The organism is Hymenobacter daecheongensis DSM 21074 (genome assembly GCF_900141805.1).
In the GTDB taxonomy this organism is placed as follows: domain Bacteria; phylum Bacteroidota; class Bacteroidia; order Cytophagales; family Hymenobacteraceae; genus Hymenobacter; species Hymenobacter daecheongensis.
Genome location: NZ_FQYN01000008.1, coordinates 1 through 24,000, shown reverse-complemented (window position 1 = coordinate 24,000; position 24,000 = coordinate 1). Strand labels below are relative to the sequence as shown.

Below are 24,000 nucleotides of genomic sequence, written 5' to 3'. Positions count from 1 at the left end.
AGAGGGGAGCCAGGCGAAGCGGGAGAGATGCTTCGACTTCGCTCAGCAGGACGTTCTGAACTCCTTTATCGGTGAAAGGTATGCGGCATCGCCTACCGCACCGGCTTGGGCAGCACGGGCAGGCTCTCGTGGCCCTCGGCATCCACGCTCACCACGCCAAAGAGGTAGTTGTCCTTGCTGTGGGGCAGGTCGGCTTTGGTGTCCGTCACGTAGAATTTCTGCTGCCACTGCGGAGCGCTGGTTTCGCGCATCAGCACGTAGTAGCCGGCCGGTTTTTCGCCGATTTTGGGGGCTTCCCATTGCAGCTGGGTGCGGTTGGTGAGGTCGGCGGTGAGCACGCCCACGTTCTGGGGGGCGGCGGGGGCCAGGGCCAGACTGGCCAGTGTAGCCAGGTTCACGCCGGTGTTTTTGCGCAGGTATTGGAAGTCCATGCCCTCGGGCGTGTCGCCGTAGGCGCGGCCTTTTTCGGTGCGTAGGTCCTGGTGCTGGTGGGTGAAGTCCTCGTTCATCTCCGTGAAGCGCACCGCCGTGAAGCCCTGCTGATTGAAGGGCGTGTGGTCGCCGCCACGCAGGAATCGGTCGGGGCGGTACACCAGCACCACTTCCAGGCCGTCCACGTACTGCTTGGCGGCCGTCTGGGCGTAGCGGGCGAGCTGGCGCGAAGGCGAGTCGTTTTCGGAGCTGAGCGTGCGGCGCAGCTTGGCCTCGTCGGGCGTTTCGGTGGCCGGCACGCCCTCGCTGAACACGCGCAGGTGCTTATCGTCCTTGATGTCGGGGTCGTGGCCGAGGGAGTTGCCCATGATGTCGTTGTTGAGCATCGCCGTCAGGTTCCAGCCTTCCTTTTTGGCCCGCTGGGCTAGGTGGGTGGAGCCATAAAGGCCCTGCTCTTCGCCCTGCACGGCCACGAAAATGATGGTGCAGGGAAATTTCTGCTTGCTCATCACGCGGGCCAGCTCCAGCACGGCGGCCGTGCCCGAGCCGTCGTCGTTGGCGCCGGGCGCGTCGGCGGTGGCGTTCATCACGTCCGACACCCGCGAGTCGATGTGGCCGCTGACGATGAGCACGCGGGTATCGGTGGGGTCGGTGCCGGGCAGCGTGGCCATTACGTTGGCCATCAGCACGGGCTTGTTGATGCGGCGGCCGTCGGGCTTCACCGTGAAGGTGTCCTGCACTACCTGGAGCCGGCCGCCGCTGGCTTTGGCGTAGCGCCGAAATTCCTCTTCCACCCAGCGCCGCGCCGCCCCGATGCCGCGCTTAGGGTCCTGCGTATCGCTGAGCGTGTGGCGGGTGCCGAAGCTGACCAGCTTGCGCACGTCTTCTTCCAGCGTTTTGGCCGAAATATCCTGCACCATCTGCCGGATAGTGACATCAGGCTTGATGGCGGGGGCCTTGGTCTGGGCCTGGAGGGCCGTAAGGGGCGCCAGGGCAGTCAGGACAGCGAAAGCAGCGGAAAATCTCGGGAACATAATGGGCCGATCAATAGAATACGGAAACCGGCAGCGGGCCGGAGGACGGGAGCGAAGGTAGGCAAGCGGGCGTCAGCGGCAAGCAAAAAGCCCGCGCCCTGGGGGACGGTTGTAATCAATAAAAAATAGATTTGTTTACAACCCTTCGGCAGGGTCGGCTTGGGGTGTAAACAAATTTATTTTTTATTGATTACAACCAGCTCTGCTGGCAGGGCCCGGCCCCTGCCAGCAGAGCTGGCCCGGCCCGGGCCGGCGGGCTACAGCACTGCCACCAGCGCACTGGCCGCGTTGCCCCCGAAGCCGGCCGCATTCACCAGCACCCGCCGGATGGGCCGGGTGGGGGCGGGCGTCAAATCCGTAGCAAAAGGCGCGGCAGGCCAGCTTTGCGAAGCCAGGATATGGCAGGCAAAATCGAGGCTGAGGGCCGCAGAAGCACCCAGCGTGTGGCCCAGCAGCCATTTGTTGGAAACCAGATCTGGTAGCTGCTCCCCGAAAACAGCCCGAATAGCCTGCCGCTCCGCGGCATCGCCGGCGGGTGTGCCAGGGCTGTGCAGCACGATGGCATCCACCTCAGCACCCGCCCGCCCGGCTTGTGCCAGTGCCTGCCGCATGGCCGTCTGGAAGTGCCGGCCGTCGGCGGAAAGGCCGGTTTTGCTGCCAATGGCCTCAAAGCCAAAGCCCACGCTTTCCAGCACGAACAAGGGCCGCACCGGCCGCTGCCGCTGCTCCGCCAGCAGCGCCGCCCGGCTTATTTTTTCCAGCGCAAACACTGCCGCACCCTCACCTAATACAAATGTGGACGGCCGCCCCGCCCCCGGCCGGCAGGGAAAATCGGCGGCGGCAAAGGGCGAGTAGATGCCCAGCGCGTGCATTTGCGCCAGCGTAAAATCGGTGAGTGGGGCCTCGGTGCCGCCGGCCAGAAACCGCCCGGCCATGCCCGCCCGCAGCCAGGCCATAGCATTGCCTAATGCCTGAAACGCGCTGCTGCAGGTGCTGGAATGGCTGAGCGCCGCCCCGCCCGCGCTGCCCGCATCAAACGCCACCCAGCTGGCTACGTTGCCCAGCGTGGTGAGCGGCGAGGCCGCCGCGGCCACGTCTCCGGTGCTCAGAAACTCGTGGTGGTAGTGCTCCGTGCGCCCCGTAGCCCCCCGCGACGAGCCGATGCTGACGGCCAGGCTGGTTGTTTGTTGTTCGTTGTTCGTTGTTAGTTTTTGGCTTCTGGTTTCTGGTTTTTGGTTGTTGATGATTGGCTGATTGGGTAGGGAATTTGGGGTAATGAGCACTTGCTCATTGCTCATTGCTGATTGCTCATTGCCCCCGGCCCAGCCGGCTTCGGCCGTGGCCTGGCGGGCGGCCACTATGGCCAGTAGCACGGTGCGGTCGAGCTGGCGGTAGGCGGGCTGACTTTTGCGTAGCGCGGTCAGCTGGTCTTCGAGGGCCGGAGGCAGCGCGGCCACGGCCAGCTGCTTGCGGCCCAGCGTTCGGGTGGCAAAACCGGGCTGCCCGGCCGCGTAGCCATTGGCGGCGGTGCCCAACGCCGAAATCCGGCCCCGGCCGCGCAGCAGAATCACGTCGTCGGTGGCGGGGGTGGGGTTAGTCATGCAGGTATTCGGGCAGGGTTGGGGCGGGCAGAAAATCGAGCACCAGTGCCCGCATGCGGCGCAACACGTCGTAGAGCAAAGCCAACTCAGCATCCGAGGTGCAGTAGGGCGGCAGCAGGTACACCACATTGCCCAGCGGACGCAGCACCACTTGGTTGTCGATGGCGAGCTGGTAGAAGGCGTCGCGCAGGCGGCTGAAGTAGCTGGTATCCTCGCCGGGGTCGTATTCCACGGCCAAGATAGTGCCCCGGTGCCGCACCGCCCGGATGCCGGGCTGGCCGGCTATTTCCTGCCGGAAGGCGGAGTGGGCGGCCTCTATGCACCGGCGCTGGTCGGTGCAGGTGTCGGCTCGGGTCAGCTCCAGGCTGGCCAGGGCGGCGGCGCAGGCCACGGGGTTGGCAGTGTAGGAATGGCCGTGGAAAAGGGCCCGCATCTTATCATCGCTCAGGAAAGCGGCGTAGATGGGCGCGGCGCAGGTAGTGAGGCCCATGGCCAGCGTGCCGCCCGTGAGGCCCTTGGAAAAGCACATGATGTCGGGCTGCTCGTTGAGCAAGCCGGAGGCAAACAGCGGCCCGGTGCGGCCGAAGCCGGTCATGACCTCATCGGCAACACCGAGCACGCCGGCCCGGTGGCAGCGGCGCAACATCTCGCTCAAGATTTCGGGCTCGTACATCACCATACCGGCCGTGCCCAGCACCAGCGGCTCAAAGATGAAGCCCGCCACGTCGGGGCGCAGCAGCAGAGCGTCGAGCTGGGCCAGCACTTCGGCCTCGCGGCCCGGCACCGGCACATCGAGGAACTCCACGTCGAACAGCAGGGGCCAGAAGGGCTGGGTAAAGGCGCCGCGGCTGCTCACGGCCATAGCCCCGAAGGTGTCGCCGTGGTAAGAATTCTGGAAGCAGATGAACGTGCGGCGCTGGGGCTGGCCCTGGTTGTGGAAGTACTGGAGCACCATTTTCAGGGCCACTTCCACGGCCGTCGAGCCGTTGTCGGAGTAGAAGACGCGAGCCTGATTATCAGGCAGAATCTCCAGCAGCTGCTCGGCCAGCTCCACGGCGGTGGGGTGGGTGAAACCGGCAAATAAGACGTGCTCCAGCGTGCTGAGCTGGGCACTGACGCGGGCCGCAATGTGCGGGTGGGCGTGCCCGTGCAGGTTCACCCACCAGGAGGAAATCCCGTCGAGGTAGCGCGTGCCGTCTTCGGCAATGAGCCAGCTGCCTTCGCCTTTTATGATAGGGATGGGCAGCGGCGCGGTCTGCATCTGGGTGTAGGGGTGCCACAATACGGCATGGTCGCGTTCGGAGAGCGTAGGCATGGGGCAAAGCTACAACCAACCCGGGCGTCATTTCCCGCAAAGGAGCGCAGAGGTGTGTAAATAAACTGTCATCCTGAGCTTGCGAAGGACCTTATGGAATGGGAACGAGTCGCTCTTACAATTATCGTTCAGCCGTGATAAGGTCCTTCGCAAGCTCAGGATGACAGATAGGATTCCTACAGCTCAAACCACTCCCGAAACTCCGCCGCGTACCGGCTCACCACGGCCGGTGTCACTTCGGCTTCCGGGAGCACGCGCGGCATGAGCGGCACGCCGGTATGCTGGGCAATAAAGTCCTCCGTCGCCGGGTTCGGCTCGCCGTTGAACACCAGCCCGCGCACCCGCAGCCCCCGCGCCCGCAGCGCTTCCAGCGTGAGCAGCGTATGGTTGATGCTGCCCAGATAGTTGCGCGAAACCACCACCACCTCTAGCCCAAATTGCCCGATCAAATCGGCAATAAGCAGGCCCGGCGCCAGCGGCACCAGCAACCCGCCCGCGCCCTCCACGATGAGGTGATTGTCGGTTTCGGGCAGCTGAAAATCCCCGGCCCGCAGCGTCAGATTCTCAGCGGCGGCAGCGGCGTGGGGCGAGGCCGGCAGCCGCAGCCGGTGCCGCTCGGGCCAGAAGCGGCTGACGGAGTTCTGCACCAGACCGCGCACGGTGGCGGCGTCGGTGGTGGGGGTGAGGCCGGCCTGCACGGGCTTCCAGTAGTCGGCCTGCAGGGCTTCGGTGATGATGGCGGAGACGAAGGTTTTTCCTACGTCGGTGCCGATGCCGGTGATGAAGAGGTTTTCCATTTAGTAAAACAGGGGCATTGTAGCCCGTGCGCGCTACTGTCTCTGTGCCAGTAGAATTAAATCGGTGGCACTAGGGTTTTCGGCGTCGGGGAATGGCTGACGCTGGCAGTGCAGCAGCGAGAAGCCGTGCGTGGCCAAGGCTGCCAGCAGATAATCGGCCTGATGGTAGTGTATGTAGAGCGAGTGGCCAGCACTGGAAGTTTGCATCCCCGACTTCATATAGTCGTCTTCCATGGTGCTGAGGTAGAGCATCCCGCCCGGCTCAAGCAGCGAAGCCGAATCGGCGATGAGCTGTTGGGCTTCCGGCTTCGACAAGTACGGCAAGCAGAAGCCGCCCACCACTGCGTCAAAGCGGCTGGTAAGTTGGGAAATCGAGCGGCAATCGAGCAAGTGGAATTCCGCTCCGGGGTTGTTGGCGGCGGCCAGTGCCAGCATCTTTGGCGCTACATCAATGCCTAGGATGCGATACTGCGGTTGCCAGCGTAGCAGATACTGGGTGAGGTTGCCGGGGCCACAGCCCAACTCCAACACTCTGGCTTGGGCAGGAAGATGCGAGCAAAGCCGTTGCAGGCCTTCGGCATACTGCTCAACATTCATGTACTTCGTCTGGTATTCCGGGGCGCACCTATCGAATGTGGCGGCCGCAAGCTGGCTAGGGTCCATACGCGTACTGCATTGAAATTGAGCTACTGAAGCGCTGTCAGAGAGTTCTACTGTTGTGCCGCTGTCAGCACCCCAGCCAGCCCCTCAATTTCCGCCTCCGTATTATACGAATGCACAATCAGCCGCAGCCGCTCGGTGCCCGCCGGCACCGTGGGCGCTACAATGGGCCGCACGTCAAAGCCGGCCTGCTGGGCGGCGGCGGCTAGCTGGCGCACCTGGGCCGGGCCGGAGTTTTGGGTGAAGAAAACCGGATGAATGATGTGGCTTTCCAGCGGCACGTGCAGGCCGGGCACGGCGTTGAGCGCGGCTTTTAGGTAGTCGGAAAGTGCTAGCAGCCGTGCCCTTTCCGGGGCCAGCATGGGCAGCAGCTCATAGCCTGCCGTGAGGGCGGCAATGGTGAGCGGAGGCAGGGCGGTGGTGTAGATGAAAGGGCGGCTGAAGTTGAGCAGGTAGTCGCGCAGGATGGCGGGGCCGGCCACGGCGGCACCCTGGCTGCCGAGGGCTTTGCCGAAGGTGAGGATGCGGGCAAAAATGTCGTCTTCGAGCCCCAGCGCCACCACTACGCCTTCACCGTTAGGGCCATAAATGCCGTTGGCGTGGGCCTCATCTACCACCAGATATAGCCCGTGGCGGCGGCAGAGCCCGGCCAATTCCACCAGCGGGGCCATATCCCCATCCATCGAATACAACGACTCCACGGCCACGAATACGGCCCCGGTGGCGCGGCTGAGCCGGCGCTCCAGGTCGGTCAGGTCGTTGTGGCGGAAGCTCCAGGCGGTGGCGAAACTGGCCCGGATGCCTTCCTTCACGGAGGCGTGGCTGGCTTCGTCATAGAGAATGGTGTCGCCGCGGCGGGGCACAGCGCTGAAAAAGCCCAGGTTGGCGGTGTAGCCGGAGTTGAACAGCAGCGCGGCTTCGGCGCGGTGGAAGCGGGCCAGGTGGGTTTCCAGGGCTTCGGCGGCGGCGGAGTTGCCGGTGAGCAGGCGGCTGCCGGTGCTGCCGGCGGGCTCCTGGGCGGCTTGTTGCACGGCGGCAAGCACCTGCGGGTGGCGGCTCAGGCCGAGGTAGTCGTTGGAGCTGAAATCGACCAGGCCGGCGGCGGGCGGCGGGAGGCGGCGGCGGGTGCCGGCGGCTTCGCGCCGGGTTAGGTCGGTGTGCAGGCGGTGGTGGAGTTGGTCGTTCATGCGGTGCGCCTCACCCCCTAGCCCCCTCTCCGAAAAGGAGAGGGGGAACTAGCTTTTAGCTTTTTTAGAATTAAAAATTAGCTCCCCTCCTTTTTTCAAGGAGGGGCAGGGGTGGTTGCTAGAATTAGATTACGTTCAACGATTTTCTAGCTTTAGCAACCACCCCTACCCCTCCTTGAAAAAAGGAGGGGAGCTAGGGCTTGGTTTTCTTGCTCTAGGCTTCTACCGGCGCGGCTTTGCCCAGTACCGTAGCCCCTTCCGGCATATCCTTGAACGACTTGCGCGGCTTCAGGCCCAGCAAATCGAACATTTGCTTATCCGCGTCGAAATCCGGATTGGGGGTGGTCAGGAGCTTTTCGCCGCTGAAGATGGAGTTGGCACCAGCCAGGAAGCAGAGGGCTTGCTCCGTGACGGGCATTTCCTGGCGGCCGGCAGAGAGGCGGACCATCGTGTGGGGCATCAGGATGCGGGCGGTGGCAATCATGCGCAGCATTTCCCACACGCTCACGCGGGGCTGGTCGGCCAGCGGGGTGCCCTGCACGGGCACGAGGGCGTTGACGGGTACGCTTTCGGGGTGGGCGGGCAGCGTGGCCAGCGTGTGCAGCATGGCAATGCGGTCCTCGTCGGTTTCGCCCAAGCCGATAATGCCGCCCGAGCAGACCGAGATACCCGCTTTGCGCACGTGCTCCAGCGTGTTCAGCCGGTCGTCGTAGGTGCGGGTGGTGATGATGTCGTCGTACTTTTCGCGGCTGGTGTCGAGGTTGTGGTTGTAGGCGTAGAGGCCGGCCTCTTTCAGGCGCTCAGCCTGGTACTCGTTCAGCATGCCCAGCGTGCAGCACACTTCCAGGCCCAGGCCATTCACCTGTTCTACCATGCCCAATACCCGGTCAAAGTCGCGGTTGTCGCGGATTTCGCGCCAGGCGGCACCCATGCAGAAGCGGGTGCTGCCCGAGTCTTTGGCGCGCTGGGCCGAGGCCAGTACTTCAGCATCGGGCAGCAGCTTGTGGGCCTGCACGCCGGTGTGGTAGCGGGCGGCCTGGGGGCAATAGGCGCAGTCCTCGGGGCAGCCGCCGGTTTTCACGCTCAGCAGCGTGCACACCTGCACTTCGCCGGTGGCCTGGGTTTGGGCATGAATGGCGGCGGCCTGCGTCACGAGTTCCAGCACGGGCTGGTTATAAATAGCAGTTACTTCGTCGAGCGTCCAGTCGGTACGGAGCATGGTGGGAAAGGGGAGTCGGGTGCGGAAATAAGAAGGATACGCCAGCGGAACCGGCGCTTACCGGGCCGCAAGATACACGCCCGGCCGGTTTAGCGGCTATACCAGCGGCTTTTTGGCCGCCAAACTGCGGGCTCCAAGCAAGCTAATACGCTAATATATTTATAAAAATATGCTTGATTTATATAACGCTTTGCTAAAAATATTGACCGGGCAAACCCCTTCATTCACCAAGCAAATTGTCCGGTTCGACTAAAAAAAACGACGCAAATAATGCCCGACAATAGCTTTGAGGTCATTTATTTCGCTCCGTTAACAACACCCAATGCAACACGCTTATTCTGCCCTGCTTGTAGCAGCTTTGCTACAAGCCCCACCGCTTATGGCCGCACCAACCGGCGGCGACCAGCCGCACCGACTGCCGGCCAAACGCAAAGCCACCGCTGCCGTCCGCAGCACCGACCCTGCCGAGGCCACTATCGGCGGCACCATCCTGACCGATAACGGCGAGCCGCTGCCCGGCGCCACGGTCTTCGTGAAAGGTACTTTCATTGGCACCAGCACCGACCAGATGGGCCGGTTCCGGCTGAGCGTGCCCTTCGACAATGGCCCCGTGGAAGTAGTGGTGGCCTACGTGGGCTACGAGTCGCAGACGGTGCGGCTGGCCAAGCCCGAAAGCCAACTGAGCGTCTCGTTGGTGCCAAGCTCTACGCTGCTGAACGAAACCGTCGTATCGGCCTCGCGGGTGGAGGAAAACATCCTGCGCGCCCCCGTAACCATCGATAAGGTATCGGGCAAGCAGATTGAGCGCATCAGCACGCCCGAAATTCTGGCTGGCCTGGGCAGCCTGCCCGGCGTCGATGTCAACTCGGCGTCGATGCTGTTCACCTCCATTAGCACGCGCGGCTTCAACACGGCCAAGAGCGAGCGAGTGATTCAGCTGGTCGACTACATGGATACGGCCCTGCCCTCGCTGAACCTGAGTCCCGGCAACCTGGTCGGTATTCCGGAGCTGGATATGGAAAGCATTGAAATCATTCATGGGCCGGCCTCGGCGCTGTATGGCTCCAATGCGCTGAGCGGCGTGGTGCTGTTCAACTCCAAAGACCCCTTCGTGTACGATGGGCTGAGCCTGCGCCTGCGCGGAGGCCAGCGCAACCTGCTCGACGGCCAGCTGCGCTTCGCTCGTAAGCTCGGCGACAAGTGGGCCGTGAAGCTCAACGCCAGCGCCTTCCAGGCCAACGACTGGATTGCCGACAACTACGCCGCCAACAATACGTCCCTAAATCCCGAAGGCTCCAGCCTGGGTTACGACGCCATCAACCGCTACGGCGAGATTAGCAACCGGTATTCGTCCGCGCAGGACCAGCCCGCGCTGAACTACAAGGTGAACTCTGAGTTGTACAACAAAACCGTGTACATGCCCGGCTTCACCGAAGGCGAGCTGATCGGCAAGGACCAGAAAACCAAGTCGTACCGCTTGCAGGGGGCGGTGTCGTATCTGATTAAGAACGACCTGAAGCTGACGCTGGAAGCCAAGCGCGGCGTGGGAACCTCTACCTACCAGAACCTGAGCCGCTTCCGCATCAAGGGCCTGGGAACCAATCAGTACCGGGCCGAGCTGAAAAGCGCGAAAGGCTTTATCCGGGCGTATTCCACGGAAGACTTCACCGGCAACAGCTATGAGTTGACCCAGCTGAGCGCCCTGCTGCTGGCTTCGCCCACTACCGAAGGCGGCCAGACGCGCTACTACCAGCAGTATTTCTACGTCTATAACCAGACCTACGACCAGGCCCGTAAGGGCGGCCTGCCAGTAGAGGCGGCTCAGGCAGCGGCCAAAGCGGCGGCCGATGCTACCCAGCTGAAAAGCACGGACCCGCGCTTCGCCACGCTGCGCGATAAAATCACCAGCGACGACCAGCCCGGCCGCGGGGCGCAGCAGAATTTCAACTCCTTCCTGAACGACATCAGCGCCCAGCGCAACTTCCACCTCTCCGACGCCGGCACCGACCTGATTGTGGGGGCCGCCTACCGCCAGTATCGCCTGGGCTCGGGCGGCAAGCTGTTTGCCGATACCGATGGCAAGCGCATCCCCAACCACGAGTACGGGGCCTACGCTCAGCTGACCCAGACCCTGCTGGCCGAGCGCCTGAAACTGTCGTTTGCCGGCCGCGTAGACCGGTTCAAGAACTTCGATACGTCGTTTTCGCCCCGCGCCGCGGCGGTGTTCTCCTTCGGCGAAAACAAGCAGCATAACTTCCGCGCCAGCTACGGCCAGGCGTTCCGCAGCCCCTCGCAAACCGACCAGTACCTGCGCTCCGATGTGGGCACGTTCATTCTGCTGGGCAACGTGGGCAACGGCTTCCAAGGCTACAACTTCACCGATGCCAACGGCAAGCCCTACACTTTCGGCGACCCGCTGGCTAACTACGCCGCCAGCTTCGACAAGCTCCGGCTGGAGCGCGTGAATACGGTGGAAGTGGGCTACAAAGGCGCCATCATCCCGAACGTGTACGTGGATGCCAGCTACTTCCGCAGCCGCTACAACGACTTCATCGGGGGCCAGGCCTTCGTGGGCAACCTAGACGGCACCCGCCCCTCCGACCCGCAGTTTTACGGCGGGCTGGCTTCGAACTTCTCCGATGTGTCGAAGCCCACGCGCATCATCTTCGCGGCCGTCAACAACCGGCAGGAAGTGCGTACCCAGGGTGCCACGTTCGGCCTGACCTATTACGCAGCCAAGGCGCTGAACATCGGCGGCAACTACTCGCTCAACGTGCTGGATAAGAGTAATCTGCCCGCCGGCTTCCGCACGTTCTTCAACACGCCCAAGCATAAGTATAACCTGACCGCCAGCGGTGAGTCGCACAACGTGAGCTACTCTGTGAACTACCGCTGGATAGAGGGCCACCAGCAGGAAATGCCTTTCGCCACCGGCCAGATTCGGAGCTACCGCACCGTAGATGCCTCGCTGGGCTACACCGTGCCCAAGCTGGCCACCACACTGCAGGCCGGCGTCTCGAACCTGTTTGATGCCCGCAACGTCCAGATCATCGGCGGCCCCCAGCTCGGGCGGCTGGCCTACGTGGGTCTGCTGGTGAATGTGAAGTAATATTTGGTTGAGTTTCAGCCTTAAAAAAGGCCCGCATCGGTGATGCGGGCCTTTTTTTGTGAAGTTTTGGGCCAGGGCTACGGCTGCTCCTGCTCATACCAGTGGTGGGGCAGGCCGTTGAGGTCGAAGGTGTTGCCGAAGCGCAGGCCGGCCTTTTGCAGCACTTGGTTGGAGGCCACGTTGCGCACATCGGCAATGCCGCAGATGCGGGGCAGACGCAGCACGTCGAAGCCGTAGCGCACGGAGGCCACAGCGGTTTCGGTGGCATAGCCGCGGCCCCAGTAGCGACGCAGGAAGCGGTAGCCCAGGTCGTGGTAGTTGGTGCGGCCGTTGGTGGGGCCGGCTACCAGCTTCAACCCCGACCAGCCCACGAACGCGCCGGTTTGCTTTTCTACCACCGCCCAGCGCCCGATGCCGTTTTCGACGTACTGCTGGCGCACGAAGGCAATCAGCGCCCGACTCTGCTCGATGGTTGTCACGGGCTTGTTGCCCAGGTAGCGGTGCACTTCGGGGTCTGCGTCCATTTCAAACATGGCGGCCTCATCGGTGGGCAGCAGCTCCCGCAGAATCAGGCGGTCCGTTTCGACGAAGATGTGCATGGGGCAAAGTGAGAGAACGTCATTCCTCGGCTGCGCTCGGAATGACGGGCTGATTTCTACCGAATGACCCTACCGGCTGCCGCCGCGGCGGCCGGCGTTGCCTTTGGGGGCGCGGTTCAGGGTTTTGGCGGCGGGCTTGAACTTGCCGCCGGCAATGCTGGGCCGGGCAGCCTTGGCGGCGGCTTTTTTGGTGGGCTTCAGGGGCTTGCCGTCGAAGAAGTCGGGGTCGGCGATGGTCTTGGCTTTGGGCCGGGCCTTGGCTTTGCCGGCGGCGGGCTTGCCGGGGGCGACTTTGCGGGTAGCGGGCCGGGCGCTGCCAGCGGCTTTGGGAGCACGCGGGGCGCGGGCGGGCTGCTCGAAAGCGCCTTCCTCGGCGGTGCGCGGGCCTTTCACGTCCCAGCCCAGCTGCTTCACCACCGGGGCGCGGCGCTTGGGCAGGGAGGCTTCCTTGGTGCCGGACGAGTTTTTGGTCATCTCCATGATGCCGGCCAACTCCTTTTCCGTCAGCTCGCGCCAGTCGCCCACGCCGAGGCCTTTCAGAGTGATGTTCATCACTCGAATCCGCTCCAGCTGCACCACTTCGTAGCCAAATGCCTCGCACATCTTCCGGATCTGGCGGTTCATGCCCTGAATGAGCGTGATGCGGAAGATGTAGTTGGTTTCCTTCTGCACGTCGCATTTCTGGGTCATAATGCCCATGATAGACACGCCGTTGCGCATGCCTTCGAGGAACTCATCCTTGATCGGCTTGTCGACCATCACAATGTATTCCTTCTCGTGCCGGTTGCCGGCGCGCAGAATCTTGTTCACGATGTCGCCGTCGGAAGTCAGCAGAATCAGGCCCTGCGAGTCTTTGTCGAGGCGGCCGATGGGGAAGATTCGCTCGCTGTGCTTGATGTAGCGCACAATGTTGCCCTTCACGCTGGTTTCGGTAGTGCTGGTGATGCCCGGCGGCTTGTTGAAGGCAATGTAGATGGCATCTTCGGGGGCGCGGGGCTCGATGCGCTGGCCGTTCACAATCACCTTGTCCTTGGCCGTGACCTGGTCGCCGATGCTGGCCCGCTTGCCGTTCACGAATACGTTGCCCTCGGCAATGAATTTGTCGGCCTCGCGGCGGGAGCACACGCCGCTTTCGCTGATGTATTTGTTGAGGCGGGTCGATTCGGAACTGGGCATAGGGCAAGCGGCAAGGGTTGAAAAGCCCACAAACGGCGCGGGCAGGGCCGCAAGTTACGCAGAAGCGGGGTGGTGGGGCTGCGCGGGCGCCTCACCCCCTAGCCCCCTCTCCGAAAAGGAGAGGGAGGACTAGCTTTAGTTTTAGATTTAAGGTGTTTCAAATCTGGGCTTTAACGTGGTGAACCGGGCTGGAGCGTGGCGAGGTACGCTTCAATGGCCTGCGCCAACGCCGCGGGCAGCTGCGCCGGCTGCGCGGCCGCCAGCTCCAGCGCCTGCCCGGTGGCGTGGGCCACGTAGGTGGCACTCTGCTCCGTAAACCGCAGCCGCCCCTGCCGAAATTCCCGCTCCTGCACTTCCGCGCCGGCCTGCATCGACACAAAATCCTGGGGGTGAAGCGTGCCGGTGGCCTTATCGAACATGAGCCAGTGGTAGAGCTTGTTCGGATCTTGCTCACCGGGCAGGTCCAGCCGCTTTATTTCGAGCAGAATGGCGGTGGCGCTTTCGAAGTAGAAAAGGGAGCGGTAGGAGAGAGGCATGAGTGGGTAGATTAAGTATGGAGCTGTTTGGGTTGATATTTCAGGCGATTGGACCGTGTAGAGACGCATAGTTGCGTCTCGTCGGCCGCGCCGGCCCAACGATTGTTGTTCAACGACGAGACGCAAGTATGTGTCTCTACACCGTTTTCACACCTCTTTCACTAACTCAAACAGCTGCTAAGCCCGCGCTATTTGGCCTCGGCCAGCCACTGCGTGGTACAATAATCGCCAGGGCCGAGGAACAGCCGTAGCAGCTCGTCGGTCAGTGTCAGGCCGTTGGCGCTGTTGGTGAAGAACAGCAGGCTTTCCCGGCGCTCGGGCAAGGCCAGGAAAAAGCCTTGGAAGTCGTCGTTGTTGCCCCAGTGCCAGAGGGCGGGGCCGCGGCTGGTGGCGGCCAGGCCCACGCCGCAGGCCCAGTCGATGCAGGCATCGGTGGCGGTGCTGGGGGTGCGGCAGCGGTTGGCTGGGTTGGCGGCGGTGCTCAGCAGGCGGGCGGTGGCCGGCTGCAGCCCCCGGCCAGCCAGCAGGGCCTGCAGAAAGCGGTTGTAGTCGGCGGCGGTGGTGAGCAGGCTGAAGCCGGCGTTGGCCTCCACAAACTGCTTGCTGCCAGTGGAGCGGCCCATGGCGTCGTGGCCGGCCGCGGCGTTAGCCGCGAAGCGCTTTTGCCACACGAAGCTGCTGCGGGCCATGTGCAGCGGCCCGAATACCTGCTCCTGCGCCAGCACCTCCACCGATTTGCCGGTGAGGTGCTCCAGGGTTTTCTGCAACAACACGTAGCCCTCGCCGGAGTAGTTCCAGCAGCTGTCGGGGGTGTAGCTCAGGGGCAGCGGGGAGGTGGCCCAGGTGGCCGCGAAGGGGTTTTGGGCCCAGTTGGGCAACCCGGCCGTGTGCCCCAGCACCATGCGGGCCGTGATTTTGTCGGCGCGGGCCTGGCCTCGCAGGCGAGGGTAGTTGAAGTAGGTGAACAGGGGCGTATCCAGGCGCAGTATGCCCTGATCCACGAGGCGCAGCGCGGTGTAGGCCAGCACGACTTTGCCCAGGGAAGCGGCCTGAAAAATGGTCTGGCCGGTGACGGGTTGGGTGGTGCCGTTTTGCCGCAGGCCCAGGCTGTAGGTTGTCGTGTGGCCGTTTTTGGTATGAATAAGCTGGATGCCGGGCACATTTTCTTTTTTGAGCAGGGCAGTCAGTCCGGCCTGCTGGGCGGTAGCGGCGAAGGTGGAAAACAGGAGGTAGAGCAGGATAAGCGGGGATTTCATAGCTGGTGGTTAGGGTGGGGTGCCGGGTTGTTCTGGTGGTGCCTCACCCCCCGGCCCCCTCTCCGGGGGAGAGGGGGAGCTTGACGATTTCAGGCGGTAGGTCTTCGACTTTTTTTCTTGTAAGCAGGAAAACCACCGCAGCCGGCATACCGGCAAGATGGCGCAAACCGCTCAGGCGTTGCCCTGGCTCGAAAGCACAGCGGGCCGCCCCAATCAGGAGCGGCCCGCCAGAATACGCAATGAATCGTCCACAAAATCCGTGAAATCCGATGAATCCGCGCGAATTCGTGGTTTAGCCGAGCGTGTGGTACACGGCCTGCACGTCGTCGTCTTCCTCAAACTTCTCGATCAGGCTCATCACTTCTTCCAGCTCGTCGCCATCGAGGTGCACGGTGGTGTTGGGCACGCGCTGCAGCTGGGCCGATACCACGTTCAGGTGCTTTTCTTCCAGAGCCTTCTGCATCTGGCCGAAGTCGGTGAAGGCAGTTTCTACCACAATGAAGTCTTTCACATTGCCGTGCTCGTCTTCCTCCTGGTCGGCGTACACGTCTTCCGCGCCCGCGTCAATAAGTTCCAGCTCCAGCTCATCCAGCTCCAGGCTCTCGGCGGCCAGGCGGAACACGCCCTTGCGGGTGAAGGTATAGTCGCTGGAGCCGGCGGTGCCCAGGGCGCCGTTGCCGCGGTTGAAGTACATGCGCACGTTGGCCACGGTGCGGGTGGGGTTGTCGGTGGCGGTTTCAATCACTACGGCCACGCCGTGGGGCGCGTAGCCCTCATACACCACTTCCTGGTAGTCCTTTTCCTCCTTGCTGCTGGCCCGCTTGATGGCCGATTCCACGCGGTCTTTGGGCATGTTCACGCCCTTGGCGTTCTGCATGGCCGTGCGCAGGCGGGAGTTGGTATCCGGGTTGGGGCCGCTTTCCTTCACGGCCATCACGATTTCGCGGCCGATACGGGTGAAGTCTTTCGACATCTTGTCCCAGCGCTTCATTTTGCGGCCTTTACGGAATTCAAATGCTCTTCCCATCGGTGGTGAGATAGTGAAATAGTGAAATGGTGAGTTGTTCGGGCGGGGTGCGGGAGCCTCCGGCCGGAAAGGGGGCGCAAGTTAGCAGAAAGGGCGCGCGGGTGCAATGCACGGTCCGCGGGGCGGCTAGCTACTGCGCCCGCAGCGTATAGATCCCCTGATTGCCAGCCGGGAAACCTACGAGCGTGAGCGTGAGCAGGCCCACGGCCGGCTGCAGCCGAAACGTGCCCTGGTCCACGCGGGGCTGGCCTTTGCTGTCGGTGTAGGTGAAGGTGATTTGGGTGCCGCTGAAGCTGAAGCGGCCGTCCTGGTCGAAGTGCAGCGTGCCGCCGTTGCCCTGTAGGGTCAGGCGCTTCTGGAAGGTGCCGTCGGGGTGCAGCGTGAGGGTGCCGCCCACGCCCCGCGCGGGGATGGGCGTAGCCTTGGTCTGGCGGTCCACGATGGCGTAGGTGAGGTAGGCGTAGGTGGTGAAAAACGACGCGGCGGGCGGCGCTATCCGGGCCGGTTTGGTAACTTTCGTTTGCTGGGCGAAGCCGGGAGTAAAGCCGGCCAGCAAGAGCATGAGCAGGAAAAACGAGCGGTTGGGCATAGCGAAAGGTACGGAATGTGGCCGGGGCGCGGGGCAGGTTGTGGTTGGGAGTTGTGCGCCGCCCGCTACATTCGTGCCATGCCAACTTTCCTCCGTGAGCTGATTCAACCCGCCGCCGCGCTTCCCCAGGCCGAGGTGTGCCTCGTGGGCCTGCCCCTCGACTTCGGTACCGTGCTCGAAGGCGGCCGCGCCGGGGCCCGCCACGCCCCCGACGCCATCCGTCGGGAGCTGCGCCGCTACCACAAAACCTACAACCTGGAGCACAACGTCAGCCTCGACCACCTGCGCATCGCCGATGCCGGCAACCTCGACCTGACCAGCCCCGACCACGCCCGGAACCACGAAACCATTCGCCGGGAGCTGGCCGCGCTGCTGCGCCAATACCCGCGCGTGGTGGTGCTCGGCGGCAGCCACGACGGCACCTACAGCACCGTGCGCGGCCTTTTCGACGCCACCGGCGGCCAGCCCGTGGGGGGAGTAAACCTCGATGCCCACGCCGACGTGAAGGACAAGCCCGAAATCAGCAGCGGCACGCCCTTCGGCAAGCTGCTGCGCGAGGGCGTGCTGGCCGGCCCGCGCTTCACCGAAATCGGGCTGCATTCCAACCTCAACACCAAAGCCGATATCGACTTCCTGAATGAGCAGCAGGTCACCATCGTGCCCCTGGCCCACGTGCAGCAGGATGGCATGCCGCTCTACCAGGAGCGGGCTCTGCGCCGGGCCACCGCCGCCGGCCCCGCCTTCGTGAGCTTCGACATCGACGGCTGCGCCGAGGCCTACGCCCCCGCCGTATCGGCCCCCAGCGCCGAGGGCTTTACGCCCCGCCAGGCCACACAAGCTGCGTTTCTGGCCGGCCAGAATGCCCAGGTGCGCCTGTTTGAGGTGGTAGAGCTGAACCCCGTTTTCGACCGCGACAACCAGACCGCCCGGCTGGCCGCTACCATCATCACCGCCTTCCTGACGGGGGTGGCGAAGGGGTAGGGGTGGTAGAGTTAAAAAAGCACGGTCATGCTTGATACATAACCGAACGGTCATGCTGAGCGAAGTCGAAGCATCTCTCCCGCTTCGTTGCAATGCTAACCAAATGGCGTGGTAGAGATACTTGAACTTCGCGTACGCCAGATCAAGCATGACGTTCGGTTATGCATTTGTCGTTTTCAGGCAACGACTTCTCCCGCCCCCGCATCTATCCCCAAAACCAACTCCCACTTTCAGCCCCCGTCCTTATGAAAACCCTGGTTTCTACCCTGCTGCTCGGCCTGACCGCCCTTTCAGCCGCTGCCCAGACCCCGGCCCCCACGTTCACCTCCGCCTGCTCCGACTCCCGCAACGGCAACGGCACCAGCAAGCAGTACTGCGAAATCCGCGACCTGACCATGCCCGCTCCCGGCTCCCAAACCCTAACCATCGACGGCAAGGACAACGGCGGCATCTCGGTGAAAGGCTGGGATGGCCCCGATGTGCGGGTGCGGGCCCGCATTTCTACCTGGGCCAAAACCGATGAAGCCGCGGCCGAGCTGGCCAAGGGCATTACCCTGAATACCAGCGGCAACACGCTGCGCGCCAGCGGTGGCAAGGGCCTGCTGCAGGGCTGGGCCGTGAGCTACGAAGTGTTTGTGCCCCGCAAAACGGCCCTGGCGCTTGAAACCGTGAACGGCGGCATCTCCCTGAGTAATCTGGACGCCCGCATCACCTTTGAAACCACCAACGGCGGCATCTCCCTCACCGACGTAGCGGGCCAGGTGAAGGGCCAGACCACCAACGGCGGGGTCGATATTAAGCTCTCCGGTCCCAAATGGGTAGGGGCCGGGCTCGATGTAGAAACCACCAACGGCGGCATCAGCTGGGAGCTACCCAAAGACTACTCGGCCCAGCTCTACACCAGCACCAGCATGGGCGACATCAAAGCCGGGGGGCTGCCGGTGACCAAATCGGGCATGTTTCATAAAAAACTGACCGCCACGCTGGGGCAGGGCGGAGCCCCGGTGAAGGCAGTGACCACCAACGGCGGCATTAAAGTGCGGCAACTGTAAAACAGCCACATTATAGCCGCACCTTTTGGAGCGGTTTTCGCGTTCCGGCTCCGAAGCGGCGATGCCCGATGCATCGCCGCTTTTTTGTGCCCGCCCCTATGAGAATCTGCTTTTTTACGCTGCTTCTGAGCCTGGCTGCCCCGGCCGCCCGCGCCCAGCAGGCCCCTGTTTTCACCACCCAGTGCACCGACGGCACCTTCACCAGCAGCAGCAGCAAGCGCTACTGCGAAACCCGCGACAAAACCCTGCCCGCGCCCGCCGGCCAGGGCATCACGATAGACGGTCGCGCCAACGGCGGCATCACGGTGCGGGGCTGGGACGGTCCCGACGTGCGGGTGCGGGCCAAGATTCTGGCCTGGGGCAAAACCGACGCGGAAGCCCGCCAGCTGGGCAAGAGCATCACCATTATGGCCAAAGACTACACCCTGCGGGCCGAAAGCACCGCCGAGGGCGAGCTGGGCTGGGCCGTGAGCTACGAGGTGTTCGTGCCCCGCAAAATGACGCTGACCCTACGCACGCTCAACGGCGGCATCAACCTAAGCGACCTGCAGGGCACCGTCACGTTTGAGGCCGCCAACGGCGGTATTTCCCTCATCAACGTGGGCGGCAGCGTGCGGGGGCGCACGCTGAACGGCGGCGTGAAAATCAAGCTGGCCGGCTCCAAATGGGTAGGCGAGGGGCTCGACGTGCAAACCACCAACGGCAGCATCACCTGGGAGGTGCCCAAAGCCTACTCGGCCCGGCTGTATGCCGCCACCACCATCGGCAGCATCAGCGCCGGCAAGCTGCCCGTCACCAAAGCGGAGCCGCTGCAGAAGGTGGTGGCCGCCACGCTGGGCCAGGGCGGCGCTCTGCTGAAAGCCGTGACGGTGAAAGGCGACGTGAAGCTGACGCAGCTGTAAGCAGGAAGTAGCGCGGAAATCCCTTCCGCGCTACTTCCTGCTTACCAATCGGCCGGTCGTGCTACTCCACCACGCTCAGGCGCAGGGCCTGCTTGCCCACGCGCACCACGTATACGCCCAGCGTGCGCCACTGCGGCAGCACCAGCGCCGCCGAGCCGGTGGCATCGGCCGTGGCGGTGACCACGAGGCGGCCCAGCGCGTCATAGACCTGCACCTGTGCCCCCGGCGCGGCCCCGGTGAGGGTAGCCTGGGCGCGGGTGGGGTTCGGAAACAGGGCCAGCCCGGCCAGACTGCTCACGCCCACGGCCCGCACGGGCGAGTAGGTGGCAGTGCCGTCGTGGTCCAGCTGGCGCAGGCGGTAGTACACGGGGCTGGCGGCGTAGCGGGCAATGGCTTTGTCCAGCAGCTGGTACTCGTGGGGCTGGGTGCTGGTGCCGTGGCCCGCCACCGTGCCAATGCGCCGGAACGTGCGGCCATCGGCGCTGGCTTCCACCTCAAACCGGTCGTTGTTCTTCTCCGAGGCCGTGGCCCACTGCAACAGGGCGTCGGCGCCCTGGGCCTCGGCCGTGAAGCGCGTCAGCTCCACGGGCAGCGGCGCGGCGGCGCTGCTCACGGTGAGGCGGCCCAGAACGGCGGTAGTAAACGAGAAGCTGCGGCTGGTGGCCGTGACCGTGGCCGCCTGCGCCGTGCCCACGGCCGCCCAGGCCGTCACCGGCACCGGGGAGCGCCAGGCCCGGGCGGAGCTGAAGCTGCTCAGGCCGTTGTCGTCGTCGGGAGGCCAGCTCAGGGTCACGGGCACGGCGACGGCGGGGGCGGTGGTGGTTTCCACGGTCCAGATCCGGTCGATGCTCTTGCCGGCCGTATTGGGCAGGGCCGTGCGGCTCACGTTGTCGAGCAGCAGGCCGGCGGCGCGGGTGGCCGTCACCTGGCCCAGGCTGGTGCGGTCCAGGCTCAGGCCGTGGCCGAAGTTGAGCACCCCGCTGCCGGCGGCCCGCACGATGCGCAGGTTGCCCTGCACGTACTGGCCGGGGCCTTCGCCGCTGAGCGTGGCTCCGTCGGGCAGGGTGAGCGTGGCGGTGGCATCGGTGCGCAGCAGGCCGCTTTGCAGAGTCAGGGCGGTGCCCACGGTCAGGTCGGTGGGCACGGTGAGGGTGCGCTGGCCGGTGGCCCCGGTATTGTTCACCACCAGCGTGGCCACGGTGGCCGCGCCGGGGGTGAAGGCCTGGTTGGTGGTGCCGGCGAAGAGCAGCGTGCCGCCGGAGGCCAGCGTGCCCGCGTTGGTCAGGTCGCCGGTAAGCTGCAGGGTGCCCGCGTTGGTGAGCGTGCTGCCGGCCTTGTTCTGGACCGTGCCGGCCACGTAGAGCGTGGCCCCGGCTTCCACCGTGAGCGTGGCCCCGTCGTTGGTGAGGGTTTGGGCAACGCTGCCGAGAGCGGGCAGCAGCAAGGCGAGGGTAAGGCGTAGTTTCATCGGTTGGCAAGGTAAGAAGATGAGCAGGAAAACAGGCCGGGAAAACGACCGGCCTTAGCGCTGGGCCTGCCCGCCGGCCGCCTCCAGCCGGCGCAGCCGGGCTTCCAGGGCTTCCAGGGCGGCGGTGTCCTCGGTGGCCTGGGCTTGCAGGGTGCGCAGCTCGGCGGCGGCCGTGGCGGCCTGGGCTTCGGCGGCGCGGGCCTGGGCCTCGGCGGCGGCGGTGTGGGTTTCGAGGGCGGGCAGCTGGGCTTGGTGCTGGCGGAGCTGGGCGTGGAGCTGCTCGTTTTGCTGGCGCAGGCGGGCCGTGCGGGCAGCCAGGGCCTGGATGGCCAGCATGTTCACCCCGTCGATGTCGCCCGTGTTGATGGTCGTGTCGCGCCCGATGCCGTCGAGGCGGAACGCCTGGTAGAAGTCCTGGGCCATGGGGCCGACGTGGCGCTGGCTGGCCGGCTGGCTTTTGTAGTTCCACTCGCCCACGGGCAGCGCCGCCACCTTGGCCAGCACCTGCTCCGCGTCCACGGGCCGCAGGTTCTCCTTGGCCCGCCGGTCGCTCAGCGTCGTCCACGAGCCCCCACCCGGAGCCAGCATCACCCCATTGATGGCCCCGCTCGAGCAGCCGCCGCAGTTGCTGCCCCGCGCGTTCTGCGAGGTGTTGAATATGTAGCCCCCTATAAAGCGCATGTTCAGCTCGTTGGGGCCGTTGCTGACCACCCAATCGGAGGGTAACCCGGCGCTGGCGTCGCTGATGGTGACGGCCCCTCGGTGCTTGGTCCAGGCATTTTTGCCCAGCGCCATCGAGAACGGAGCCAGGGCAAAGCTCTGGAAACCGATAGCCGTGGCGAATTCGGTCGCGGAGTACGCGTAAGTGCCTATGGCAACCCCCCCAAAACCAATGGCAGAAGATTGACTACCGATGGTGATGGAATTATCCCCACTCGCCAGGTTCTTCTCGCCCAGGGAAACCGCGTTCAGGCCCGTGGCGCGGTTGTGGGTGCCCATGGCAACGGCGCCCTGCCCGCTGGCCAGGGCGGCGTAGCCGGCGGCAAACGAGTAGGGGCCTACGTTGGCCTCATCGAAATACGTGCTGCCGTCGCCAAAAACCTCCGCCCGAATGGCGCCGCCAACGACGGTGGGAGTGTAAGCGGTGTAGGTGAGATGCACGTACGTGCCGCCCGCGTAGCCAGCGCGGAAGGCGGCCTTGTCGGCGTACCAGAAGGCGCGGCGGCCGGTGCCGCTCAGGCCCAGCGGGGCGGGGGTGGCGGGCACGTCGCCGGCGGCGCTGAAGAGGGCGTCGCCCTCGCGCAGGTGCAGGGCGGCCAGCGGCGTGGGGGTGCCGATGCCCACCCGGCCACTGCCATCTACGGCCAGGCCGGCGGCGCCGGGGGCGGCGGCGGTGCCGCCCACCAGCAGGTGCCCGGCCAGGTTGAGGTGGCGCTGGGCGGTGTGGTTGCCCAGGTTGTCGGCCGGGCCGGTGCCGTTGGTGCCGGCCACGCCCTGCGGCCCCTGCGGGCCGGTCGCGCCGTTCTGGCCGGCCGGGCCGGCGGGTCCGGTGGGGCCGGCGGGGCCGGTGGGGCCGGCCGGGCCAGTGGGGCCGGTAGCCCCCGTGGCCCCGGCCGGGCCGGCCGGGCCGGTGGCCCCGGCGGCGTAGTCCCACACGGCCTGGCCGGTGGCGTCCAGGGCCTTGAGGAACTTGCCCGCGGCCGGGCTGCCCCCGCCCACGCGCAGGCCGCCGTCCACGGCCAGGGCGGTGGCATTGGCCCCGCTGGTGCGCACCGTCAGGGTGCCGCCCTCGCTGATGAGGCGGGTGGAGTAGTCCACGCCGCTGGTTTCGGCAAAGTCCAGGTAGGGCGTTTTACCCTGGCCGCGCAGCTCCAGGCCGGGGTTGCCGCTGCTGCCCCCGCTCAGCAGCACGCCCAGGGCGCTGGTCGAGGGGCTTTCGGGCGCGTCCACGTGCAGGCCGCCCGCGGGGCTGGTGGTGCCGATGCCCACGCCCCCACCGTCTTTCACGAACAGGCGGCCGCCGGCCACGTTGCTCTCGCTCAGGTTCAGGCCCCCGCCGGTCAGGCTCAGGTTGTACTTGTCCTGGCCGGTGGTGGTGGCGGCGAAGCCCAGGGCCGCGCCGGTGGCATCGGCCTGCACCGTGAGCGACTGGGCCGGGGTGGCCGTGCCGATGCCCACGCGGCCGAAGTTGTCTACGCGCAGGCCGTTGGCGTTGCCGGGGGCGTTGCTGAGCCAGTTGTTGTTCAGGCCGATATTGGTGGTGGCGGTGTGGTTGCCCAGGTTGTCGCCGCCCAGGCGCACCCAGGTCGCGCCGTCGTAGGCGTAGAGGCCGGGGGTGTTGTCGGTCTGGTAGATGACGAGGCCGGCCACGGGCGGGGCGGTGGGGCTGGCCGTGAGGGCCGTGCGCTGGGCCAGGGTGAGGCGCGGCAGCAGCAGCCCCTGGGTGGTGCTGCGCACGTCGAGGATGGCCGCGGCGTGGGGCGTGGTCGTGCCGATGCCCACCGATCCGGTTTGGGCGCGGGCGGCCAGCGGCGCGGCGGTCAGCAGCAGGGCGGCGAGGGTATGGTGCGGGTTCATGGGCGAGGAAGGGAGAAGTAAGCGGAGAAGGGGGGCCTCACCCCCCGGCCCCCTCTCCTTCAGAGAGGGGGAGCCAGGCGACAAAGACCAATCGGGGAAAAAGCAGGGCGTATCGGCGCTGGGAGTGGGGCCTCACCCCCCGACCCCCTCTCCTAGGAGAGAGGGGGAGCCAGGCGACAAAACCCAATCAGTGAAAGCAGAACGTATGGGCGCCGGTGGGTGGGTCGGGCGGGGCGGGCGGGTCTTGTGGGCGGGTTTCATTGGCGGGCTTGTTCGCCGGCGGCTTCCAGGGTGCGCAGGCGCTGGGCCAGGGCGGCCAGGGCGGCGCGGCGGCGGGCGGCGCTGGCCCGCGCGGCGGGCAGCGCGGCGGCGGTGGCGGCGGCCTGGGCGGCGGCGCGGGCCTGGGCCTCGGCGGCGGCGGTGTGGGTTTCGAGGGCGGGCAGCTGGGCTTGGTGCTGGCGGAGCTGGGCGTGGAGCTGCTCG

General features: G+C 65.1%; 20 protein-coding genes. 4 read left to right on the top strand and 16 right to left on the bottom strand.

Annotation, left to right across the window (positions count from 1 at the left end):
• Positions 1-92: 92 nt before the first annotated feature.
• The 7 genes from BUB62_RS15070 to bioB all read right to left on the bottom strand — a co-directional run bounded on the left by BUB62_RS15070 (position 93) and on the right by bioB (position 8,245).
• Complete coding sequence (locus BUB62_RS15070) at positions 93-1,466, bottom strand: M28 family metallopeptidase (RefSeq protein ID WP_084539103.1); 1,374 nt, start codon at positions 1,464-1,466, stop codon at positions 93-95.
• 257 nt (positions 1,467-1,723) lie between these two features.
• Positions 1,724-3,067 (bottom strand): beta-ketoacyl synthase N-terminal-like domain-containing protein, encoded by a 1,344-nt coding sequence (locus BUB62_RS18775; RefSeq protein ID WP_073111474.1) that lies wholly within the window; start codon positions 3,065-3,067, stop codon positions 1,724-1,726.
• Entirely contained in the window at positions 3,060-4,382 is a 1,323-nt protein-coding gene (bioA, locus tag BUB62_RS15060; RefSeq protein ID WP_073111472.1) for an adenosylmethionine--8-amino-7-oxononanoate transaminase, read from the bottom strand. Before bioA ends, BUB62_RS18775 begins: the two co-directional genes overlap by 8 nt.
• Positions 4,383-4,558: 176 nt before the next feature.
• Entirely contained in the window at positions 4,559-5,179 is a 621-nt protein-coding gene (gene bioD / locus BUB62_RS15055) for a dethiobiotin synthase (protein WP_073111470.1), read from the bottom strand.
• Positions 5,180-5,212: 33 nt separating this feature from the next.
• Positions 5,213-5,842, bottom strand: coding sequence for a class I SAM-dependent methyltransferase (locus BUB62_RS15050; protein ID WP_073111468.1), 630 nt, complete (start codon positions 5,840-5,842; stop codon positions 5,213-5,215).
• A 47-nt stretch (positions 5,843-5,889) separates the two neighbouring features.
• Positions 5,890-7,026 (bottom strand): aminotransferase class I/II-fold pyridoxal phosphate-dependent enzyme, encoded by a 1,137-nt coding sequence (locus tag BUB62_RS15045; RefSeq protein WP_073111467.1) that lies wholly within the window; start codon positions 7,024-7,026, stop codon positions 5,890-5,892.
• Positions 7,027-7,240: 214 nt separating this feature from the next.
• Positions 7,241-8,245: a biotin synthase BioB gene (gene bioB / locus BUB62_RS15040; RefSeq protein WP_073111465.1), complete on the bottom strand. Its 1,005-nt coding sequence runs from the start codon at positions 8,243-8,245 to the stop codon at positions 7,241-7,243.
• A gap of 379 nt (positions 8,246-8,624) precedes the next feature.
• Between bioB and BUB62_RS15035 the strand changes: the two genes are divergently transcribed.
• The gene (locus BUB62_RS15035; RefSeq protein WP_073111463.1) at positions 8,625-11,354 is read left to right on the top strand and encodes a TonB-dependent receptor; all 2,730 of its coding nucleotides are present in this window, start codon (positions 8,625-8,627) and stop codon (positions 11,352-11,354) included.
• 77 nt (positions 11,355-11,431) lie between these two features.
• Here BUB62_RS15035 and BUB62_RS15030 read toward each other — a convergent pair whose 3' ends face one another.
• The 6 genes from BUB62_RS15030 to BUB62_RS15005 all read right to left on the bottom strand — a co-directional run bounded on the left by BUB62_RS15030 (position 11,432) and on the right by BUB62_RS15005 (position 16,537).
• Positions 11,432-11,953: a GNAT family N-acetyltransferase gene (locus BUB62_RS15030; RefSeq protein WP_073111461.1), complete on the bottom strand. Its 522-nt coding sequence runs from the start codon at positions 11,951-11,953 to the stop codon at positions 11,432-11,434.
• A gap of 69 nt (positions 11,954-12,022) precedes the next feature.
• The gene (rluF, locus tag BUB62_RS15025) at positions 12,023-13,129 is read right to left on the bottom strand and encodes a 23S rRNA pseudouridine(2604) synthase RluF (RefSeq protein WP_073111459.1); all 1,107 of its coding nucleotides are present in this window, start codon (positions 13,127-13,129) and stop codon (positions 12,023-12,025) included.
• A gap of 170 nt (positions 13,130-13,299) precedes the next feature.
• Positions 13,300-13,665, bottom strand: a complete 366-nt coding sequence (locus BUB62_RS15020) for a hypothetical protein (RefSeq protein WP_073111457.1) — start codon at positions 13,663-13,665, stop codon at positions 13,300-13,302.
• A 188-nt stretch (positions 13,666-13,853) separates the two neighbouring features.
• Entirely contained in the window at positions 13,854-14,921 is a 1,068-nt protein-coding gene (locus BUB62_RS15015; RefSeq protein WP_073111455.1) for a serine hydrolase domain-containing protein, read from the bottom strand.
• Positions 14,922-15,213: 292 nt separating this feature from the next.
• Positions 15,214-15,948 carry a YebC/PmpR family DNA-binding transcriptional regulator gene (locus BUB62_RS15010; protein ID WP_073111453.1) on the bottom strand — a complete coding sequence of 245 codons (735 nt, stop codon included), beginning with the start codon at positions 15,946-15,948 and terminating at the stop codon, positions 15,214-15,216.
• A gap of 130 nt (positions 15,949-16,078) precedes the next feature.
• A complete protein-coding gene (locus BUB62_RS15005; protein ID WP_073111451.1) occupies positions 16,079-16,537 on the bottom strand; it encodes a hypothetical protein in 459 nt (152 codons plus the stop codon).
• A 78-nt stretch (positions 16,538-16,615) separates the two neighbouring features.
• Here BUB62_RS15005 and BUB62_RS15000 point away from each other — a divergent pair, with 78 nt between their 5' ends.
• The 3 genes from BUB62_RS15000 (at position 16,616) to BUB62_RS14990 (ending at position 19,472) form a co-directional block, all read left to right on the top strand.
• A complete protein-coding gene (locus tag BUB62_RS15000) occupies positions 16,616-17,518 on the top strand; it encodes an arginase family protein (protein ID WP_073111449.1) in 903 nt (300 codons plus the stop codon).
• A 245-nt stretch (positions 17,519-17,763) separates the two neighbouring features.
• Positions 17,764-18,570: a DUF4097 family beta strand repeat-containing protein gene (locus tag BUB62_RS14995; RefSeq protein ID WP_073111447.1), complete on the top strand. Its 807-nt coding sequence runs from the start codon at positions 17,764-17,766 to the stop codon at positions 18,568-18,570.
• Between the two features lie 98 nt (positions 18,571-18,668).
• On the top strand, positions 18,669-19,472 hold the full coding sequence (locus tag BUB62_RS14990) for a DUF4097 family beta strand repeat-containing protein (RefSeq protein ID WP_143164204.1): 804 nt from the start codon (positions 18,669-18,671) through the stop codon (positions 19,470-19,472).
• A gap of 61 nt (positions 19,473-19,533) precedes the next feature.
• Here BUB62_RS14990 and BUB62_RS14985 read toward each other — a convergent pair whose 3' ends face one another.
• From BUB62_RS14985 to BUB62_RS19355, 3 genes are all read right to left on the bottom strand, one after another.
• Positions 19,534-20,940, bottom strand: a complete 1,407-nt coding sequence (locus tag BUB62_RS14985) for a T9SS type A sorting domain-containing protein (protein WP_073111443.1) — start codon at positions 20,938-20,940, stop codon at positions 19,534-19,536.
• A gap of 54 nt (positions 20,941-20,994) precedes the next feature.
• Positions 20,995-23,517: a tail fiber domain-containing protein gene (locus BUB62_RS14980; RefSeq protein WP_073111441.1), complete on the bottom strand. Its 2,523-nt coding sequence runs from the start codon at positions 23,515-23,517 to the stop codon at positions 20,995-20,997.
• Between the two features lie 257 nt (positions 23,518-23,774).
• A partial coding sequence (locus BUB62_RS19355) for a hypothetical protein (RefSeq protein ID WP_200799938.1) occupies positions 23,775-24,000 on the bottom strand: 226 nt, incomplete at its 5' end.

Bases quoted from the DNA above. Each gene is read 5' to 3' on its own strand.
- BUB62_RS15070 (WP_084539103.1), bottom strand. From the start codon at position 1,466: ATGTTCCCGAGATTTTCCGCTGCTTTCGCTGTCCTGACTGCCCTGGCG.
- BUB62_RS18775 (WP_073111474.1), bottom strand. From the start codon at position 3,067: ATGACTAACCCCACCCCCGCCACCGACGACGTGATTCTGCTGCGCGGC.
- bioA (WP_073111472.1), bottom strand. From the start codon at position 4,382: ATGCCTACGCTCTCCGAACGCGACCATGCCGTATTGTGGCACCCCTAC.
- bioD (WP_073111470.1), bottom strand. From the start codon at position 5,179: ATGGAAAACCTCTTCATCACCGGCATCGGCACCGACGTAGGAAAAACC.
- BUB62_RS15050 (WP_073111468.1), bottom strand. From the start codon at position 5,842: ATGGACCCTAGCCAGCTTGCGGCCGCCACATTCGATAGGTGCGCCCCG.
- BUB62_RS15045 (WP_073111467.1), bottom strand. From the start codon at position 7,026: ATGAACGACCAACTCCACCACCGCCTGCACACCGACCTAACCCGGCGC.
- bioB (WP_073111465.1), bottom strand. From the start codon at position 8,245: ATGCTCCGTACCGACTGGACGCTCGACGAAGTAACTGCTATTTATAAC.
- BUB62_RS15035 (WP_073111463.1), top strand. From the start codon at position 8,625: ATGGCCGCACCAACCGGCGGCGACCAGCCGCACCGACTGCCGGCCAAA.
- BUB62_RS15030 (WP_073111461.1), bottom strand. From the start codon at position 11,953: ATGCACATCTTCGTCGAAACGGACCGCCTGATTCTGCGGGAGCTGCTG.
- rluF (WP_073111459.1), bottom strand. From the start codon at position 13,129: ATGCCCAGTTCCGAATCGACCCGCCTCAACAAATACATCAGCGAAAGC.
- BUB62_RS15020 (WP_073111457.1), bottom strand. From the start codon at position 13,665: ATGCCTCTCTCCTACCGCTCCCTTTTCTACTTCGAAAGCGCCACCGCC.
- BUB62_RS15015 (WP_073111455.1), bottom strand. From the start codon at position 14,921: ATGAAATCCCCGCTTATCCTGCTCTACCTCCTGTTTTCCACCTTCGCC.
- BUB62_RS15010 (WP_073111453.1), bottom strand. From the start codon at position 15,948: ATGGGAAGAGCATTTGAATTCCGTAAAGGCCGCAAAATGAAGCGCTGG.
- BUB62_RS15005 (WP_073111451.1), bottom strand. From the start codon at position 16,537: ATGCCCAACCGCTCGTTTTTCCTGCTCATGCTCTTGCTGGCCGGCTTT.
- BUB62_RS15000 (WP_073111449.1), top strand. From the start codon at position 16,616: ATGCCAACTTTCCTCCGTGAGCTGATTCAACCCGCCGCCGCGCTTCCC.
- BUB62_RS14995 (WP_073111447.1), top strand. From the start codon at position 17,764: ATGAAAACCCTGGTTTCTACCCTGCTGCTCGGCCTGACCGCCCTTTCA.
- BUB62_RS14990 (WP_143164204.1), top strand. From the start codon at position 18,669: ATGAGAATCTGCTTTTTTACGCTGCTTCTGAGCCTGGCTGCCCCGGCC.
- BUB62_RS14985 (WP_073111443.1), bottom strand. From the start codon at position 20,940: ATGAAACTACGCCTTACCCTCGCCTTGCTGCTGCCCGCTCTCGGCAGC.
- BUB62_RS14980 (WP_073111441.1), bottom strand. From the start codon at position 23,517: ATGAACCCGCACCATACCCTCGCCGCCCTGCTGCTGACCGCCGCGCCG.